Source organism: Roseateles asaccharophilus, from assembly GCF_004362405.1.
Classification (GTDB): domain Bacteria; phylum Pseudomonadota; class Gammaproteobacteria; order Burkholderiales; family Burkholderiaceae_C; genus Kinneretia; species Kinneretia asaccharophila.
The window spans coordinates 181,756-196,861 of record NZ_SNXE01000005.1 but is presented as its reverse complement, the minus strand read 5'-3'; the positions used below and the strand labels follow the sequence as shown (position 1 = coordinate 196,861).

Here is a 15,106-nt window from a genome sequence, read left to right as displayed (position 1 = left end):
TCAGTTGCTCCACCAGAATCGGTTGCGCAGGGGAACGATCACGTCATAAACCGCGTAGCGGTAATGCTTCCAGTCGGCGACGCCGTCAATCTTGAGCGTGATGCACTTGCTCGTGCCGCAGTCGGCGGAACCGTTGACATCAACGCCGCTGCCCACATCCCAGAGCGGCTGCGCTTTCGTTACCTCTTCCTTTTGGTAGGCCGCGCTGCGCGCCACCAGAGCCAGCCGTACCGCGAGCACCTGGCGCCAAGCCGCGTTGTTGGCAGGCGTGGTGTTGTCATATTTATCCACCACGCCGTCGCCATTGGTATCCCGGCCATAGAAGGCCTGGAGGTTGACGATTTGCGGGAACAGATCTTGGCTCTGCATGGTGCCGTTATTGAGCAGCAGCGTGCTCTGCTGCAGCGTCAGGCCGTCCGCAGACAGCGCAAAAGTGCGCCGCAGCAGGCTGCCGGCATTCAGGAGTTGGCTGCCAGCCAGATAGTCGCCTGCAGGCGCCAGGACTACCGTGTTCCAGGGATCGGCAGCGGCGTGCACGATCTGGTTGGTGTTCTGAATGCCGGTAACGCGGTAGGCACTGCACCAGTTGGTGGCCGGATCGAAATCGGTGTTGAAGGGCACCGCAATCACCATATCGCCAGCCTGCACGCCCAAGGCGGAGCGCACGGTAAAAAAGGTGGACGCGGGTGTGTGGTCCAGGGACACCTGCATGGGCACGGTGTAAAAGGTGGTGTTGGTGCTGCTGGCGTCGCGGTCGGCACTCATCACGGTGATGGTGTCCGGCGCACCGTTCGCACCGTCGGTGATGATCACCGGCGCCAGGACCCAGTTCTGCAGGCCGGTGGCGGTGTGCTGAGCCCGTATCGGGCAGCCGAGCACGACCCGATCACTGATGAGGCCGTAGCCGGCCATCTGGATCTCACGCTGCAGGGTGTAGAGCGCCAGGGCGCCATTCACCTGGGCGTCGGAGCCTCCGGTCGTGGCGCGGCGCTGGCCCTCGGCGAACGAGAGCACTTGAGCCACGACCAGCACCACCACCATGCCCAGCAACAGGCCGATCATCAGCTCGATCAGCGTCACGCCGCGCGCAAGCCGCCGGGCCGGGGCCCGCGCTGCGTCTGTCTTGTGGATGCGGGCCATGCTCAGGGTGCTCCCACGGCGGTGACCGTGCTGTAGTTGCTGGTGCCCTCGCCCGGCGCCGTCCAACGGATCTGTATGGACACATTGCGGGGTGCGGTGACCACCACCGTGGCCTGTCCCTTGGGCAGCCGTGCGGCCACACGATCCGTCCAGGCCTTGCAGCGGGCGCCACAGCTGGCGGTGTTGTAGGTGGCCAGATTGTTCATATCACCCCACATCTCGCCGATGAGCTGCTGGGCCAGAAAGGACGCTTCGGCACGAAAGGTAGAGGCCGTCTGGGCCCGCGTCATGGAGCCCTGCAGGCCCACCACACCCAGAATGCCCATGGCGCAGATCAGCAGCGCAATCAGGGCCTCGAACATGGCAAAGCCTCGCGCCGATCTGCCTGCAATGCTGGTCTTGTTCTTCACGACTTCCACCTTCTGCTAGCACGCGTCAGCAGACGCGAGGATCGGTCTTGCTGCTGACCTTGGGCTCGCACATTCGCATCGTGCCACCCGGACCAAGCATGATGCGCAGGGCACGGTAGTCATCCCCTGCGGTCTCGTTGTCCACATCAATCACGGTCAAGGCACCTGCCCCGACCACGCGCCCAAAGCCATTGAAGACCACCTCATCCGCCGCCACCGCAGCGGCACTGGTGCCGCGCACGCGAACGCCCGGGCTGGCGGTGGTCACATGCCGATCCAGGATGCGAGGATCCACCGTGTCCGAGATGGCTTTGCCGCACTTGCCATCAGGATCGTCGAGGCTGACCACCCAGGACGTGCCGTTGGCACTGTCGCCGCAGGCGTCGCTCATCACCGGAGATGAGCCCAGATCGACCAAGGTAAAGCGCACCAGCTCATTGCGCCGCATGGCCTCGGCACGGGCCCGCTGCAAGCCGGTCTGGAGAGAGGTCGCCACATTGCGGATTTCGGTATTGCGAATCCAGACCATGACATTGGGCATGGCCATGGCCGCCATGGCCCCCAGCAGCACCATCACAACCACCAGCTCGATGAGGGTGACGCCACGCTCGATCGGGCGCTTCGCAGCACCGCGCCGCGGCGGGTTGGCAAGGCAGGCCGGATCAAACATGTCAGCACTCGTTGCCGCGCACCAGCCAGCAGCTCTTGGTGACGGAGCCACCCTTGAAGCTGGTGGTGGCCTGCTGGTTGGCATGATTGACGGTGTAGACATGCCCGGCCGCCGAGGTGCCGGTCTTGCCCGTGGCCGTGATCAGGAAACCCTGACCGTTGTCCGAGATGGCGCAGCCGTAGCTGAAGTTCTTGGCGCCATTGGGGCTGAAGTTCTTCCAGCTGGGTGCGGCGCCAGTGTCCGCGCAGGCCGCCGCGCCGTAGCTGCGGTTATCTTGGTAGTACTGCTCCATCTTGACTCGGTAATCCGCCAGCTGGGACATGCCTTCGGGCAGGGCGCCACGACGCACATAGTCCGTATAGGCCGGCAAGGCTACGGCCGCAAGAATCCCCACGATGGCCACCACAATCATGAGCTCCACCAAGGTGAAACCGCGGGCCGTCGAGGAAGAGAGACGCTGAGCTTGAGACATAAAGTGCACCGGTTGGCGGTTCATGGCTGCTGCGATATGGGGGGCCACCGAACCTGTTTGGGCTTCATTGTCGACATCGCCACCGCAAGATAGCGTGCATATTGCTCACTTCACAGCCCCCTGCCGACGGGCGCGTCGGTGCGGGCGACGAACGGAAGCGCACCCGTAAGCGCCTGCTACAGAGCTCCGGGGCGGCGTCGCAATGAGAAAAGCCACCCGCAGGTGGCTTGGGCACGCCGGCACGGCCGGCGCTGTAGCTCGAAAGACCCAGCTGGGCCCGATGTCAGCGTGGCAACTCGCTCGCGCCCATCAGGAACTCGTCCACCGCGCGGGCGGCCTGACGGCCCTCGCGGATGGCCCAGACCACCAGGCTCTGGCCGCGGCGCATATCGCCGGCGGCAAAGACCTTGGGCACGTTGGTGGCGTAGCCGCCGGTGAAGTCGGTCGTGGCCTTGGCATTGCCGCGGGCGTCCTTGGCCACACCAAAGGCGTCCAGGATGGTGGCGACCGGGCTGACAAAACCCATGGCCAGGAAGACCAGGTCGGCCTTGAGCACCTGCTCGGAGCCGGGCACCTCGGTCATCTTGCCGCCACTCCACTCGACCTTGACGGTCTTGACGCCGGTGAGCTTGCCCTTCTCACCCAGGAACTCCTTGGTGGCGATGGCGAAGGCGCGCTCGCAGCCTTCCTCGTGGCTAGAAGAAGTGCGCAGCTTGATGGGCCAGTAGGGCCAGGTCAGGGGGCGGTCTTCAACTTCCGGCGGCTGGGGCATCAGCTCGAACTGGGTCACGCTCTTGGCGCCGTGGCGGTTGCTGGTGCCCACGCAGTCGCTGCCGGTATCGCCGCCGCCGATCACGATCACATGCTTGCCGTCCGCGCGGATCTGGCCCTTGAGCTTGTCGCCGGCATTGACCTTGTTCTGCTGCGGCAGGAACTCCATGGCGAAGTGAATGCCCTGCAGATCGCGGCCCGGCACGGGCAGATCGCGACTGGCTTCAGCGCCACCAGCCAGCAGCACGGCGTCGAACTGGCTCTTGAGCTCCTCGGGGCTGATGCTTTCCTTGGCCCAGTTGGTGACCTTGCTGCCCTCGCCCAGGTCAGCGACCAGCACGCCGGTACGGAAGACCACGCCCTCGGCCTCCATCTGCGTCACGCGGCGGTCGATGTGCGACTTCTCCATCTTGAAGTCGGGAATGCCATAGCGCAGCAGGCCGCCCACACGGTCGTTCTTCTCGAACACCGTCACCGCATGGCCGGCACGCGCCAGCTGCTGGGCCGCCGCCAGGCCGGCCGGGCCGGAGCCGACCACGGCCACGGTCTTGCCGGTCTTGAGCTTGGCCGGTCTCGGCGTGACCCAGCCCTCTTCCCAGGCGCGGTCGATGATGGCGTGCTCTATGGACTTGATGCCCACCGCATCGTCATTGACGTTCAGCGTGCAGGCCGCCTCGCAGGGGGCGGGGCAGATGCGGCCAGTGAACTCGGGGAAGTTGTTGGTGCTGTGCAGCACCGCGATGGCGGCCTTCCAGTCCTCGGCACGACCGCGATACACCAGGTCGTTGAAGTCCGGAATGATGTTGTTGACCGGGCAGCCGTTGTTGCAGAAGGGCGTGCCGCAGTCCATGCAACGCGCGCCCTGCTGCTTGGCCTGCTCGGTGTTCAGGCCGATGACGAATTCCTTGTAGTTCTTGACGCGCTTCTCGACGGGCTCATAGCCCTCGTCCAGACGCTCGAACTCCATGAAGCCGGTGACTTTTCCCATGATGCTTCTCTCTACCTTCTACAGCTTCAGGCCTTGACCGGGGCGGCGGGCGCCTTGGCCTGGGCGATGGTTTCGGCGGTTTCCTTGGCGGCGTTGATCTCGCCCAGGGCGCGCTTGTACTCGTGCGGGAAGACCTTGACGAACTTGGCACGCGACTCGGCCCAGTGGTCCAGGATGTGGCGGGCACGGGTGCTGCCGGTCCAGCGGTGGTGGTCTTCCACCATCTTCTTCAGGATGGCCTCGTCGGCGAGCGGCTGGTGGTCGCCCAGGTGGTGCCAGATGGCGCGGTCCTGGGTGGCCTCCTGCTCGGCCGTGGGCAGCACCTTGTCCAGGGCCACCATGCTGGTGTTGCAGCGCTTGGCGAATTGGCCGTCCTCGTCATAGACATAGGCCACGCCGCCGCTCATGCCGGCGGCGAAATTGCGGCCGGTCTTGCCCAGCACCACCACGGTGCCGCCGGTCATGTACTCGCAGCCATGGTCGCCCGTGCCCTCCACCACCGCCTTGGCGCCGGAGAGGCGCACCGCGAAGCGCTCGCCCGCCACGCCGCGGAAGAAGGCCTCGCCGCGGGTCGCGCCGTACAGCACCGTGTTGCCCACGATGATGTTCTGCGTGGCCTCACCGCGGAAGTCGATGGAGGGACGCACCACCACGCGGCCGCCGGAGAGGCCCTTGCCGGTGTAGTCGTTGGCGTCACCAATCAGGTAGAAGGTGATGCCCGTGGCCAGGAAGGCGCCAAAGCTCTGGCCGCCCGTACCCTCGAACTGGATGAAGATGGTGTGGTCCGGCAGGCCCTCGGGCTTGCGACGGATCAGCTCGCCGGAGAGCATGGCGCCCACGGTGCGGCGCACATTCGTCACCTCCTGCATGAACTGCACCTTCTCGCCCTTCTCGAAGGCGGGCAGGCACTTCTCGATCAGCTTCACGTCCAGGGCCTTGTCCAGGCCATGCTCCTGCAGATCGTTGTGCAGACGGGCCACCGCGGGCGGCAGGCTGGGGCGGTGGAAGATGCGGCTGAAGTCCAGGCCCTTGGCCTTCCAGTGGGTGATGCCCTTCTTGGTGTCCAGCAGGTCGGAGCGGCCGATCAGCTCGTCAAACTTGCGGATGCCCAGCTGGGCCATGATCTGGCGCGCTTCCTCGGCCACGAAGAAGAAGTAGTTCACCACATGCTCGGGCTTGCCCGAGAACTTGGCGCGCAGCACCGGGTCTTGCGTGGCCACACCCACCGGGCAGGTGTTGAGGTGGCACTTGCGCATCATGATGCAGCCCTCGGCCACCAGGGGCGCGGTGGCGAAGCCGAACTCGTCCGCGCCCAGCAGGGCACCGACCACAACGTCGCGGCCGGTCTTCATCTGGCCGTCGGCCTGCACGCGCACCCGGCCGCGCAGGCGGTTCAGCACCAGGGTCTGCTGGGCTTCGGCCAGACCCAGCTCCCAGGGCGTGCCGCAATGCTTGATCGAGCTCCAGGGCGAAGCGCCGGTGCCGCCATCATGGCCGGCGATCACGATGTGGTCGGCCTTGGCCTTGGCCACGCCGGTGGCAATGGTGCCCACGCCCACTTCCGAGACCAGCTTCACCGAGATGTCGGCCTTCTGGTTCACGTTCTTCAGGTCGTGGATCAGCTGGGCCAGATCCTCGATGGAGTAGATGTCGTGGTGCGGCGGCGGGCTGATCAGGCCCACGCCCGGCACCGAGTAGCGCAGGAAGCCGATGTAGTCGCTGACCTTGCCGCCGGGCAGCTGGCCGCCCTCACCGGGCTTGGCGCCCTGGGCCATCTTGATCTGGATCTGGTCGGCGCTGACCAGGTACTCGGTCGTCACGCCAAAGCGGCCCGAAGCCACCTGCTTGATCTTGGAGCGCAGGGAATCGCCTTCCTTGAGCTCGTAGTCCACCGCGATGACCTTGTTGCCGATCACATCGGACACCTTGGTGCCGGCCGTGATCTTGATGCCCTTGAGCTCGTTGCGGTAGCGGGCCGGGTCTTCACCGCCCTCGCCCGTGTTGCTCTTGCCGCCGATGCGGTTCATGGCCACGGCCAGGGTGGCATGGGCCTCGGTGGAGATGGAGCCCAGGGACATGGCGCCGGTGGCAAAGCGCTTGACGATCTCGGCCGCGGGCTCGACCTCTTCCACCGGAATGGCCTTGCTGGGATCGAACTTGAACTCGAACAGGCCGCGCAAGGTCATATGACGCTTGCTCTGGTCGTTGATGATCTGTGCGTATTCCTTGTAGGTCTCGAACTTGCCCGAGCGCGCGCTGTGCTGCAGCTTGGCGATGGCATCCGGGGTCCACATATGCTCTTCGCCACGGGCGCGCCAGGCGTATTCGCCGCCGGCATCCAGCATGTGCTCCAGCACCGGGTCGTCGCCGAAGGCGGCCTTGTGCATGCGGATGGCCTCCTCGGCCACCTCGAACACGCCGATGCCACCCACCTGGGTGGGCGTGCCGCGGAAGTACTTCTCCACGAAGTCGGCCTTCAGGCCGATGGCCTCGAACAGCTGCGCGCCGCAGTAGGACATATAGGTCGACACGCCCATCTTGGACATGATCTTCGACAGGCCCTTGCCCACGGCCTTGATGTAGTTGTAGACCGCCTTCTCGGCGCTCAGATTGCCCGGCAGCTCGGCGTGCATGCTGCCCAGGGTTTCCAGGGCCAGATAGGGGTGCACGGCCTCGGCGCCAAAGCCAGCCAGCACGGCGAAGTGGTGCACCTCGCGCGCGGTGCCGGTCTCGACCACCAGGCCGGCGGTGGTGCGCAGGCCCTCACGCACCAGGTGGTGGTGCACGGCGGAGAGCGCCAGCAGCGCGGGGATGGCGATGCGCTGGGCCGACACATGGCGATCGGTGATGATCAGGATGTTGTGGCCGGTCTTGATCGCATCCACGGCCGAGGCGCACAGCGAGGCCAGCTGGGCCTCCACACCCTCGCGGCCCCAGGCCAGGGGGTAGGTGATGTCCAGCTCGACGGGCTTGAACTTACCGTGGGTGTGGGCCTCGATGCTGCGCAGGCGAGCCATGTCCTGGAAGTCCAGCACGGGCTGGGTCACCTCCAGACGCATGGGCGGGTTCACCGCATTGATGTCCAGCAGATTCGGCTTGGGACCGATGAAGCTGTTCAGCGACATCACGATGGCCTCGCGGATCGGGTCGATCGGCGGGTTGGTGACCTGGGCGAAGAGCTGCTTGAAGTAGTTGTAGAGCGGCTTGTCCTTGCTGGAAAGCACGGCCAGGGGCGAGTCATTGCCCATAGAGCCAATGCCCTCTTCGCCATGGGTGGCCATGGGCGCCATCAGGAACTTGATGTCTTCCTGGGTGAAGCCGAAGGCCTGCTGGCGGTCCAGCAGCGGGGTCTCGAACACCGCGGGCTGGACGTCCGCCACCTCGATCTCGTCGAGCTTGACGCGAACGTTCTCGATCCACTGGCGGTAGGGGCGCGCATTGGCGTACTGGTTCTTGAGCTCCTCGTCGTCGACGATGCGGCCCTGCTCCAGATCGATCAGGAACATCTTGCCCGGCTGCAGGCGCCACTTCTTCACGATCTTGTTCTCGGGAATGGGCAGCACGCCAGACTCGGAGGCCAGCACCACCAGGTCGTCATCGGTGATGCAGTAGCGCGCCGGACGCAGACCATTGCGGTCCAGCGCGGCGCAGACCTGACGGCCGTCGGTGAAGGCCATGGCGGCCGGACCGTCCCAGGGCTCCATCATGGCGGCGTGGTACTCGTAGAAGGCGCGGCGGCGCTCGTCCATCAGCTCGTGGTTCTCCCAGGCTTCCGGGATCATCATCATGGCGGCATGGGCCAGGGGGTAGCCCGCCATGGTCAGCAGCTCGATGGCGTTGTCGAAGGTGGCGGTGTCGCTCTGGTGCTCGAAGCTGATGGGGTAGAGCTTCTTGAGGTCCTCGCCCAGCACGGGCGACTTCATCACGCCCTCACGGGCGCGCATCCAGTTGAAGTTGCCCTTGACCGTGTTGATCTCACCGTTGTGGCAGACCATGCGGTAGGGGTGGGCCAGGGGCCACTCAGGGAAGGTGTTGGTGGAGAAGCGCTGGTGCACCAGGGCGATGGCCGACGTGACGCGCGGATCAGCCAGATCCAGGTAGTACTTGCCCACCTGATCGGCCAGCAGCAGACCCTTGTAGATGACCGTGCGGCAGCTCATGCTGGGCACGTAGTACTCGCGGCTGTGGGTCAGCTTGAGCGCCTGGATGGCGCTGGACGCCGTCTTGCGGATCACGTAGAGCTTACGCTCCAGCGCATCGGGCACGATGATGTCTGGGCCGCGGCCGATGAAGATCTGGCGGATCACCGGCTCCTTCTCACGCACCGTGGGCGACATGGGCATCTCGCGGTCCACCGGCACATCGCGCCAGCCCAGCAGGACCTGGCCCTCGGCCTTGACCGCGCGCTCCAGCTCCTGCTCGCAGGCCAGGCGGGAGGCGTGCTCCTTGGGCAGAAAGATCATGCCCACGCCGTACTCGCCGGGCGGGGGGAGTTCAACCCCCAGCTTGGCCATCTCGGCGCGGTAGTACTCGTCCGGGATCTGGATCAGGATGCCGGCGCCGTCGCCCATCAGCGCATCAGCACCCACGGCGCCCCGGTGGTCCAGGTTCTCCAGGATCTTCAGGCCCTGCTGGACGATGGAATGCGCCTTTTGACCCTTGATATGGGCCACAAAGCCCAGGCCACAGGCGTCCTTTTCATTGGAAGGCTTGTAAAGACCATGCGCGCTCAGGTCCTGGATCTCGGCGGCTTGCATCTCGGCTTGCGTGGGTGCGCCCATGGCGTTTCTCCAATCTACGGTCTGGCAATACAGCAATGCCGCCAGCATAGATCGATGCATTCCGTGCATCAAGTTCTAATAAATGGGGTCAGATCATCAAATAGCGAGAGGACAACAAGGCGACCCCATTAAATGGGGACACAGTCAAACCTGCTTGCGGGGACGGCCGCGCTGGCGCGGTGCCACCGGGCGCTCCGAGCCTTCAGCCAAGGCTTGCAAGAAGCCTGCCGACCCCAGGGGCCAGCCCTTGAGCGCAGAATCGCCGAGTGCCCGCTGCTCCTCGGGGCTCACCCCCTGCTCCAGCCAGGCCCGCCAGGCGGCTTCGCGCTCGAAGGGGGTGTTGCCCGAAGCCCAGAACAGCGGATGCTCGGTGATCAGCGGGTCGCGTCGGTGCCCCAGATGATGGGGACCGCTGGACCAGGCATAGCTGCCAGGCTCCATCAGCCAGCCGGCGCGCTGGGGATTGAGTTCGATATAGCGCATGCAGGCCAGCAGATGCCGCTCGGCCTCCAGGGGCGCGGCGCGAAAGCGCCCTTCCCAGAGCGTGCCGCTGCGGCCATGGCGCTGATTGAAGGCGGCCACATAGCGCCGCCCCAGGGACTGCATCATGCGGCTCAGGCCCTCGGGCGTTTCGGGCGTGGCCAGCAGGTGCAAATGGTTGTCCATCAACACATAGGCATGCAGGGCCACGCGCTGGTTGATGGCGGCTTCGCGCAGCAGGGCCAGGAACTGGCGCCGGTCCTCGTCGTCCAGCACGATGGGCTGGCGGTTGTGCCCCCGCTGGATCAGATGGTGCGGCAGACCGGGAACAACAAGGCGAGGCAGGCGGGCCATGGCAGTTCAGAAAATCAATCTGACCCCATTATCTACACAAGCCTCAAGGCGGGCGGCGAGCGCCTCCCCTCAGAACAGCTGCTGGCCCGTCAGGCGCTGGTGTTCCTTGAGCGCGAAGCGATCCGTCATGCCGGCGATATAGTCGGCACAGGCGCGCGGCAGATCAGCCTGGCCGGCATGGTCGGCCGGCAGTTGGGACGGGTCGCCCAGATAGATGGCAAAGAGCTCGCGCAGCACCTGCTCCGCCCTCGCCCGCTTCTCCTGCACCTGGGGGTGGCGGTAGAGGCTGGCAAAGAGAAAGCGCTTGAGCTCGCTGCTGCCGCGACGCATCTCGGTCGAGAAGCGCAGCAAGGGTCGCCCCGCCCGGCGCACGGCCTGCACATCGGCCGGCGCCGCCGCGTCAAGCTCGGCCCGGCTGGCATCGATGATGTCGTAGACCTGGGCCGAGAGCATGCGGCGTATGGTCTCAAACAGCAGGCGCTTGCCCGTCAAGCTGGGAAATTCGGCCAGGGCCTCGCGCAGATAGCGCTGCACCAGGGGTACGGCCGCTTCCAGCTGCTCCAGACTCAGCAGTCCGGAGCGCACGCCGTCGTCGATGTCATGCGCGTTATAGGCCACCTCGTCGGCCAGATTGCTGAGCTGGGCCTCCAGGCCGGGCTGCTCGCCGCGCAGAAAACGGGCCGCCACGCCATCGGGCTCCGCCGCTTCCAGCAACTCGGCATTGCGACGGCTGCAGTGCTTCAGAATGCCCTCGCGGCTCTCAAACGTGAGATTGAGCCCGTCATAGGCCGGGTAGCGCTGCTCCAGCTGGTCCACCACGCGCAAGCTCTGCAGATTGTGTTCAAAGCCGCCGTGGGCCTTCATGCAGTCGTCCAGCACATCCTGGCCCGCATGGCCAAAGGGCGTGTGACCCAGATCATGGGCCAGGGCGATGGTCTCGATCAGATCCTCGTCCAGGCCCAGGCTGCGGCCGATGGAGCGGCCCAGCTGCGCCACCTCCAGGGAGTGCGTCAGCCGGGTGCGGAAAAGATCGCCTTCGTGGTTGAGGAAGACCTGGGTCTTGTAGACCAGACGCCGGAAGGCCGTGCTGTGCACGATGCGATCCCGGTCGCGCTGGTACTCGCTGCGGGTGGGCGCGGCCGGCTCGGGGAAACGCCGGCCACGGCTGCGAGAAGGGTCACAGGCGTAGCGGGCGAGCGGCATCGTGAGCGTCGGACTTTCTTCAGTCGCAGTGGGCGTTCAGGACTTCGGCCACCAGGGTATCGGGCGCGCCCCGCATGCCGGCCCGGCCCAGGGCCTCGATCACGACAAAGCGGATCTCACCGCCCTCGTTCTTCTTGTCCACCCGCATCAGCTCCAGATAGCGCTCCACGCCCAGGCGCGGCGCCCGGACCGGCAGGCCGGCGCGCTGAATGAGGCCACGCATGCGGGTGAGGAACTCGGGCGGCATCAGGCCCAGGCGCACCGAAAGATCGCTGGCCAGCACCATGCCACAGCCGACCGCTTCGCCGTGCAGCCACTCGCCATAGCCCAGGCCGGTCTCGATGGCGTGGCCGAAGGTGTGGCCGAAGTTCAGAATGGCGCGCAGCCCGGTCTCGCGCTCGTCCTGCCCCACCACCCAGGCCTTGATCTCGCAGCTGCGCTTGACAGCATGGGCCAGGGCCGACTTGTCGCGGGCCAGCAGGGCGTCGAGATTGGTCTCGATCCAGTCCAGGAAGGCCGCATCGGCGATGGGGCCGTACTTGATCACCTCGGCCAGGCCCGCGACCAGCTCGCGCGGCGGCAGGGTGTCCAGGGTGTCCATATCGGCAATCACGCGGGCCGGCTGGTAGAAGGCCCCGATCATGTTCTTGCCGCGCGGATGGTTGATCGCGGTCTTGCCGCCCACCGAGGAATCCACCTGGGCCAGCAAGGTGGTGGGCACCTGCACAAAGGGCACGCCGCGCATATAGATGGCCGCCGCAAAACCCGTCATATCGCCGATCACACCGCCGCCCAGGGCAAAGAGCACAGTCTTGCGATCCGCGGCCCGGGCCAGCAGATGGTCCACGATGCGGTTGAGAGAGTCCCAGTCCTTGTGCTGCTCGCCGTCGGGCAGGATGACGCTGTCCACCCGGGCGTACTGCGAAGCCAGACGCTGGCGCAGGCGCTCCAGATAAAGGGGGGCGACGGTCTCGTTGCTGACGATCAGGGCGGCCGCGGCGCGGGGCAGGTCTTGCCAGCTGGCGGCATCGTCCAGCAAGGTGGAGCCAATCAGGATGTCGTAGCTGCGCTCCTCGAGCGCGATGGGAACCCGGATGGCCGGGACGGAATGGGATGCCGGGGCGGCAACGGCGCTGCTCATGCCCCGAGTGTACGCGGCTGAGGCTCGGCCCCCACCGTGGCGGCCACCTTGTCCGGGCTGAGCAGACCGGCCAACTCCAGCTGCATCAGCACCATATTGCACAGAGCATGGACCGAGGGGCGCCCCGTCTCGAGCACATAGTGTGCGGTGCGGCGGTAGAGCGGGTCGCGCTGCGCATAGAGCTCACGCAGCTTCTTGAGTGGATCTCGCACCTGCAGCAGTGGTCGCTGCGTGTCATGGCGCAGGCGGCGGAACAACTCCTCGGGTGAGGAGCGCAGGTAGAAAACGGTGGAGCGCGCCTTCATGGCCTCGCGATTGACCTCACGCAGCACCGCGCCGCCGCCTGTGGCCAGCACCATGTCCTGCTCGCGCGCCAGCAGCTCAGCGATGACCTCGCTCTCGATGTCGCGAAACGCGTCCTCGCCCTCGCGCTCAAAAAACTCGCGGATCGGCATGCCGATCCGCTTCTCGATCTCGCTGTCCGAGTCCAGGCAGTCCACACCGAGCTGCCGCGCCAGATGGCGGCCGACGGTGGACTTGCCACCGCCGGGCATGGCGACGAGGGTGAGCTTGAGGCCCACCGGCGTGCTGCTCATCAGTTCGGGTTGCTGCAGCTGGCGATCTGGCCGTAGGGGCTCTGCTGGAAGGGCGGCTTGGCTTCGGAAGACACAGCCGACGCCGGGACTTCCAGATACTGAGCCGCACCGGACAAGGCACCCGAGATGACTTGACGCCCCCACCATGCAGGCGGGCTGACGACCGTGGTCGCGCTGACCCGCAAGGAGTACTCCACCCAGCTCCCGGTGCTCTGAGCATATTCAATGCGCAACACGGCCTGGCCATTGGCATCGGTCTTGGACGAACCCACAAAGGTCACGGTGACATCGGACTTGCGAGGGTCCAGCTGAGCGTTGCCATTGGCGTCCTCACCCGCTTCAATCGTGTTGTTGCGATAGCCACCCAGGGAGTTGTCCTCGTTGGCGCACTGAGCGGTAAAGGTCGGAATCCACTTGTTGCCAGGGCGTGTCCAGAAGCCCTTTTGATAAGTGGGCAAGTCGATCACGGCGGCCAGCTGAACATCGCGCTGGGGGTTGCCGGCGGCATCCACCACCAAGGCCACAAAGTCCTGGGCATAGGTGTTCGGATTGACGATCAGAGTTCCGTTCGTACCAATGGAGACCGACACCGCCTCCTGCACCACCGTCAGGGCAACTTCACGCAGACGGTCAGCCGGGCAGGCAGCAATCTGTTCCACCGCGTCAGTCTTGCCAAAGCATGCAAAGATCTTGACGCCGCCGGTCGGGCTGGACAGCTGTCCGGGGATGAAGCTGCTGGTGGCCACGCCCTGAGCGTCGGCGATGATCACATCGTTCGCAGGCGTAGTCGTAGAGATAGTTCCATCGGTGCCGGAGGCGTTGCTGCCCAGACCCAGGCGAACACGCACATTCGGGATGGGCTGATTGTTGGCCGTGCGGAAGAGCAGGCGCAGCTCAGCCCGATTGGCCGTGCTGCCAACCTGATTCACGCGGACCACCACAGGTGAGGCCGTGAAGGTGGCCGAATCAATCGTCGTGCCGGCCGGCACATCGGACACGGCGGCACCGATCTGAATCACGCTGTCCACACTGACTCCGCCCGCGGCGGTAGCCTTGATCACGGTCGGACCGGCTCCGGCTGCGGTGTAGGAATAGACGTACTTACCATCCACGGTCTTGCCGCTGCCGCTCGCACCCGCAGGTCCGGAAACGGTGATAGTCGCATCGTTGATGGCGGATCCAGCTGCATCAACCAAGCTGTACTCGATGGAGCCGGGTTGGCCCACCGTCAGAGTGTTCTGGCGCGGGGAGGCGCTCAGCTTCGCCCCCGTCACGCTGAACGAGGCCTTGCGGGTCAGCGCACCGACCTCGGCCACCACGGCAATCACACGATTGTTGCGGTCATTGCCGATCTTCACCGTGGCCTTGGCCTGGCCCTTGGCGTCGGTGACCGTCGGCGGCGTTTCCACGAAGGCCGTGTTGGACGGGTCCTCCATGCGGAACTTCACCGGCATGTTCGCGATGGTGTTGCGAGCCTCGTCCAAGGCGGCGACCGTCACCTCGACAAAGTCAGTGCCCGTGTTCTGGACACTGGTCTTGCTCAGGGACACGCTGGCATCCGCTGCGACCGGCGGCGCCGTCGTGGAATCCACCACCGTCACCGTCGCCGTCTTGCTGATGCCGCCCGAAGTGGCCGTCACCGTGATGGCGCGCTTGGTCTTGTTATCGCCAATCCCAAGCGTGGCCTTCAACTCACCCTTTTCGTCGGTTACGCCAGAGCCCGGGCTGATGGTTCCCGGCACGCCACTGCTGTCCGGAGCGATCGACAAGCTGACGGTTGCGCCCTTGATCGCCGCATTCTTGGCATCCAGGGCCGTCACCGTGATCGTTGCGGTCGCCGTGCCGTCATTGGGCAAGGTGGCAACGTTGGTTGCAACAGCCAATGCGGCAACAGCAACCCCAGCACCTGTCTCGGGCCCCACCACCGGCGTGCCCGCATCACCACCGCCACCGCCACAGGCGCTCAGCAGTGCCACCAAGGCCAGCGCAGCGCCGGCTCTGGCGGCAGCAAGCTTTGTGTTCCAGAAACCACTCATCGTGAAAACTCCTTGCGTGCCGCGCTGCCATGCCTGGGGCTGCTGCGCGGTCTCTCCCTCAATT

Annotated in this window: 11 protein-coding genes; all 11 read right to left on the bottom strand. The window is 65.5% G+C overall.

Annotated features, from left to right (window positions below; translation table 11 throughout):
* A complete protein-coding gene (locus DFR39_RS12755; RefSeq protein WP_133603954.1) occupies window positions 1–1,140 on the bottom strand; it encodes a PilW family protein in 1,140 nt (379 codons plus the stop codon).
* 2 nt (window positions 1,141–1,142) lie between these two features.
* Complete coding sequence (locus DFR39_RS12750) at window positions 1,143–1,550, bottom strand: type IV pilus modification PilV family protein (protein WP_133603953.1); 408 nt, start codon at window positions 1,548–1,550, stop codon at window positions 1,143–1,145.
* 25 nt (window positions 1,551–1,575) lie between these two features.
* Window positions 1,576–2,220: a GspH/FimT family pseudopilin gene (locus DFR39_RS12745; RefSeq protein ID WP_162849519.1), complete on the bottom strand. Its 645-nt coding sequence runs from the start codon at window positions 2,218–2,220 to the stop codon at window positions 1,576–1,578.
* Window position 2,221: 1 nt separating this feature from the next.
* The gene (locus DFR39_RS20385) at window positions 2,222–2,716 is read right to left on the bottom strand and encodes a type IV pilin protein (RefSeq protein WP_281277244.1); all 495 of its coding nucleotides are present in this window, start codon (window positions 2,714–2,716) and stop codon (window positions 2,222–2,224) included.
* Between the two features lie 259 nt (window positions 2,717–2,975).
* Window positions 2,976–4,451 (bottom strand): glutamate synthase subunit beta, encoded by a 1,476-nt coding sequence (locus DFR39_RS12735; RefSeq protein WP_133603951.1) that lies wholly within the window; start codon window positions 4,449–4,451, stop codon window positions 2,976–2,978.
* 26 nt (window positions 4,452–4,477) lie between these two features.
* Entirely contained in the window at window positions 4,478–9,232 is a 4,755-nt protein-coding gene (locus DFR39_RS12730) for a glutamate synthase-related protein (protein ID WP_246030818.1), read from the bottom strand.
* Window positions 9,233–9,376: 144 nt separating this feature from the next.
* Window positions 9,377–10,066 carry a transposase gene (locus DFR39_RS12725; RefSeq protein ID WP_133603950.1) on the bottom strand — a complete coding sequence of 230 codons (690 nt, stop codon included), beginning with the start codon at window positions 10,064–10,066 and terminating at the stop codon, window positions 9,377–9,379.
* 69 nt (window positions 10,067–10,135) lie between these two features.
* Window positions 10,136–11,269: a deoxyguanosinetriphosphate triphosphohydrolase gene (locus DFR39_RS12720; RefSeq protein ID WP_133603949.1), complete on the bottom strand. Its 1,134-nt coding sequence runs from the start codon at window positions 11,267–11,269 to the stop codon at window positions 10,136–10,138.
* 19 nt (window positions 11,270–11,288) lie between these two features.
* On the bottom strand, window positions 11,289–12,410 hold the full coding sequence (gene aroB, locus DFR39_RS12715; protein WP_133603948.1) for a 3-dehydroquinate synthase: 1,122 nt from the start codon (window positions 12,408–12,410) through the stop codon (window positions 11,289–11,291).
* Window positions 12,407–13,006: a shikimate kinase gene (locus tag DFR39_RS12710; RefSeq protein WP_246030817.1), complete on the bottom strand. Its 600-nt coding sequence runs from the start codon at window positions 13,004–13,006 to the stop codon at window positions 12,407–12,409. Before DFR39_RS12710 ends, aroB begins: the two co-directional genes overlap by 4 nt.
* Entirely contained in the window at window positions 13,006–15,042 is a 2,037-nt protein-coding gene (locus DFR39_RS12705; protein ID WP_133603947.1) for a hypothetical protein, read from the bottom strand. The genes DFR39_RS12710 and DFR39_RS12705 overlap by 1 nt, the downstream gene beginning before the upstream one ends.
* Window positions 15,043–15,106: the final 64 nt, after the last annotated feature.

Excerpts from the sequence above, each read along its gene's own strand:
- DFR39_RS12755 (WP_133603954.1), bottom strand. The coding sequence starts at position 1,140 with ATGGCCCGCATCCACAAGACAGACGCAGCGCGGGCCCCGGCCCGGCGG.
- DFR39_RS12745 (WP_162849519.1), bottom strand. The coding sequence starts at position 2,220 with ATGTTTGATCCGGCCTGCCTTGCCAACCCGCCGCGGCGCGGTGCTGCG.
- DFR39_RS20385 (WP_281277244.1), bottom strand. The coding sequence starts at position 2,716 with ATGAACCGCCAACCGGTGCACTTTATGTCTCAAGCTCAGCGTCTCTCT.
- DFR39_RS12735 (WP_133603951.1), bottom strand. The coding sequence starts at position 4,451 with ATGGGAAAAGTCACCGGCTTCATGGAGTTCGAGCGTCTGGACGAGGGC.
- DFR39_RS12730 (WP_246030818.1), bottom strand. The coding sequence starts at position 9,232 with ATGGGCGCACCCACGCAAGCCGAGATGCAAGCCGCCGAGATCCAGGAC.
- DFR39_RS12725 (WP_133603950.1), bottom strand. The coding sequence starts at position 10,066 with ATGGCCCGCCTGCCTCGCCTTGTTGTTCCCGGTCTGCCGCACCATCTG.
- DFR39_RS12720 (WP_133603949.1), bottom strand. The coding sequence starts at position 11,269 with ATGCCGCTCGCCCGCTACGCCTGTGACCCTTCTCGCAGCCGTGGCCGG.
- aroB (WP_133603948.1), bottom strand. The coding sequence starts at position 12,410 with ATGAGCAGCGCCGTTGCCGCCCCGGCATCCCATTCCGTCCCGGCCATC.
- DFR39_RS12710 (WP_246030817.1), bottom strand. The coding sequence starts at position 13,006 with ATGAGCAGCACGCCGGTGGGCCTCAAGCTCACCCTCGTCGCCATGCCC.
- DFR39_RS12705 (WP_133603947.1), bottom strand. The coding sequence starts at position 15,042 with ATGAGTGGTTTCTGGAACACAAAGCTTGCTGCCGCCAGAGCCGGCGCT.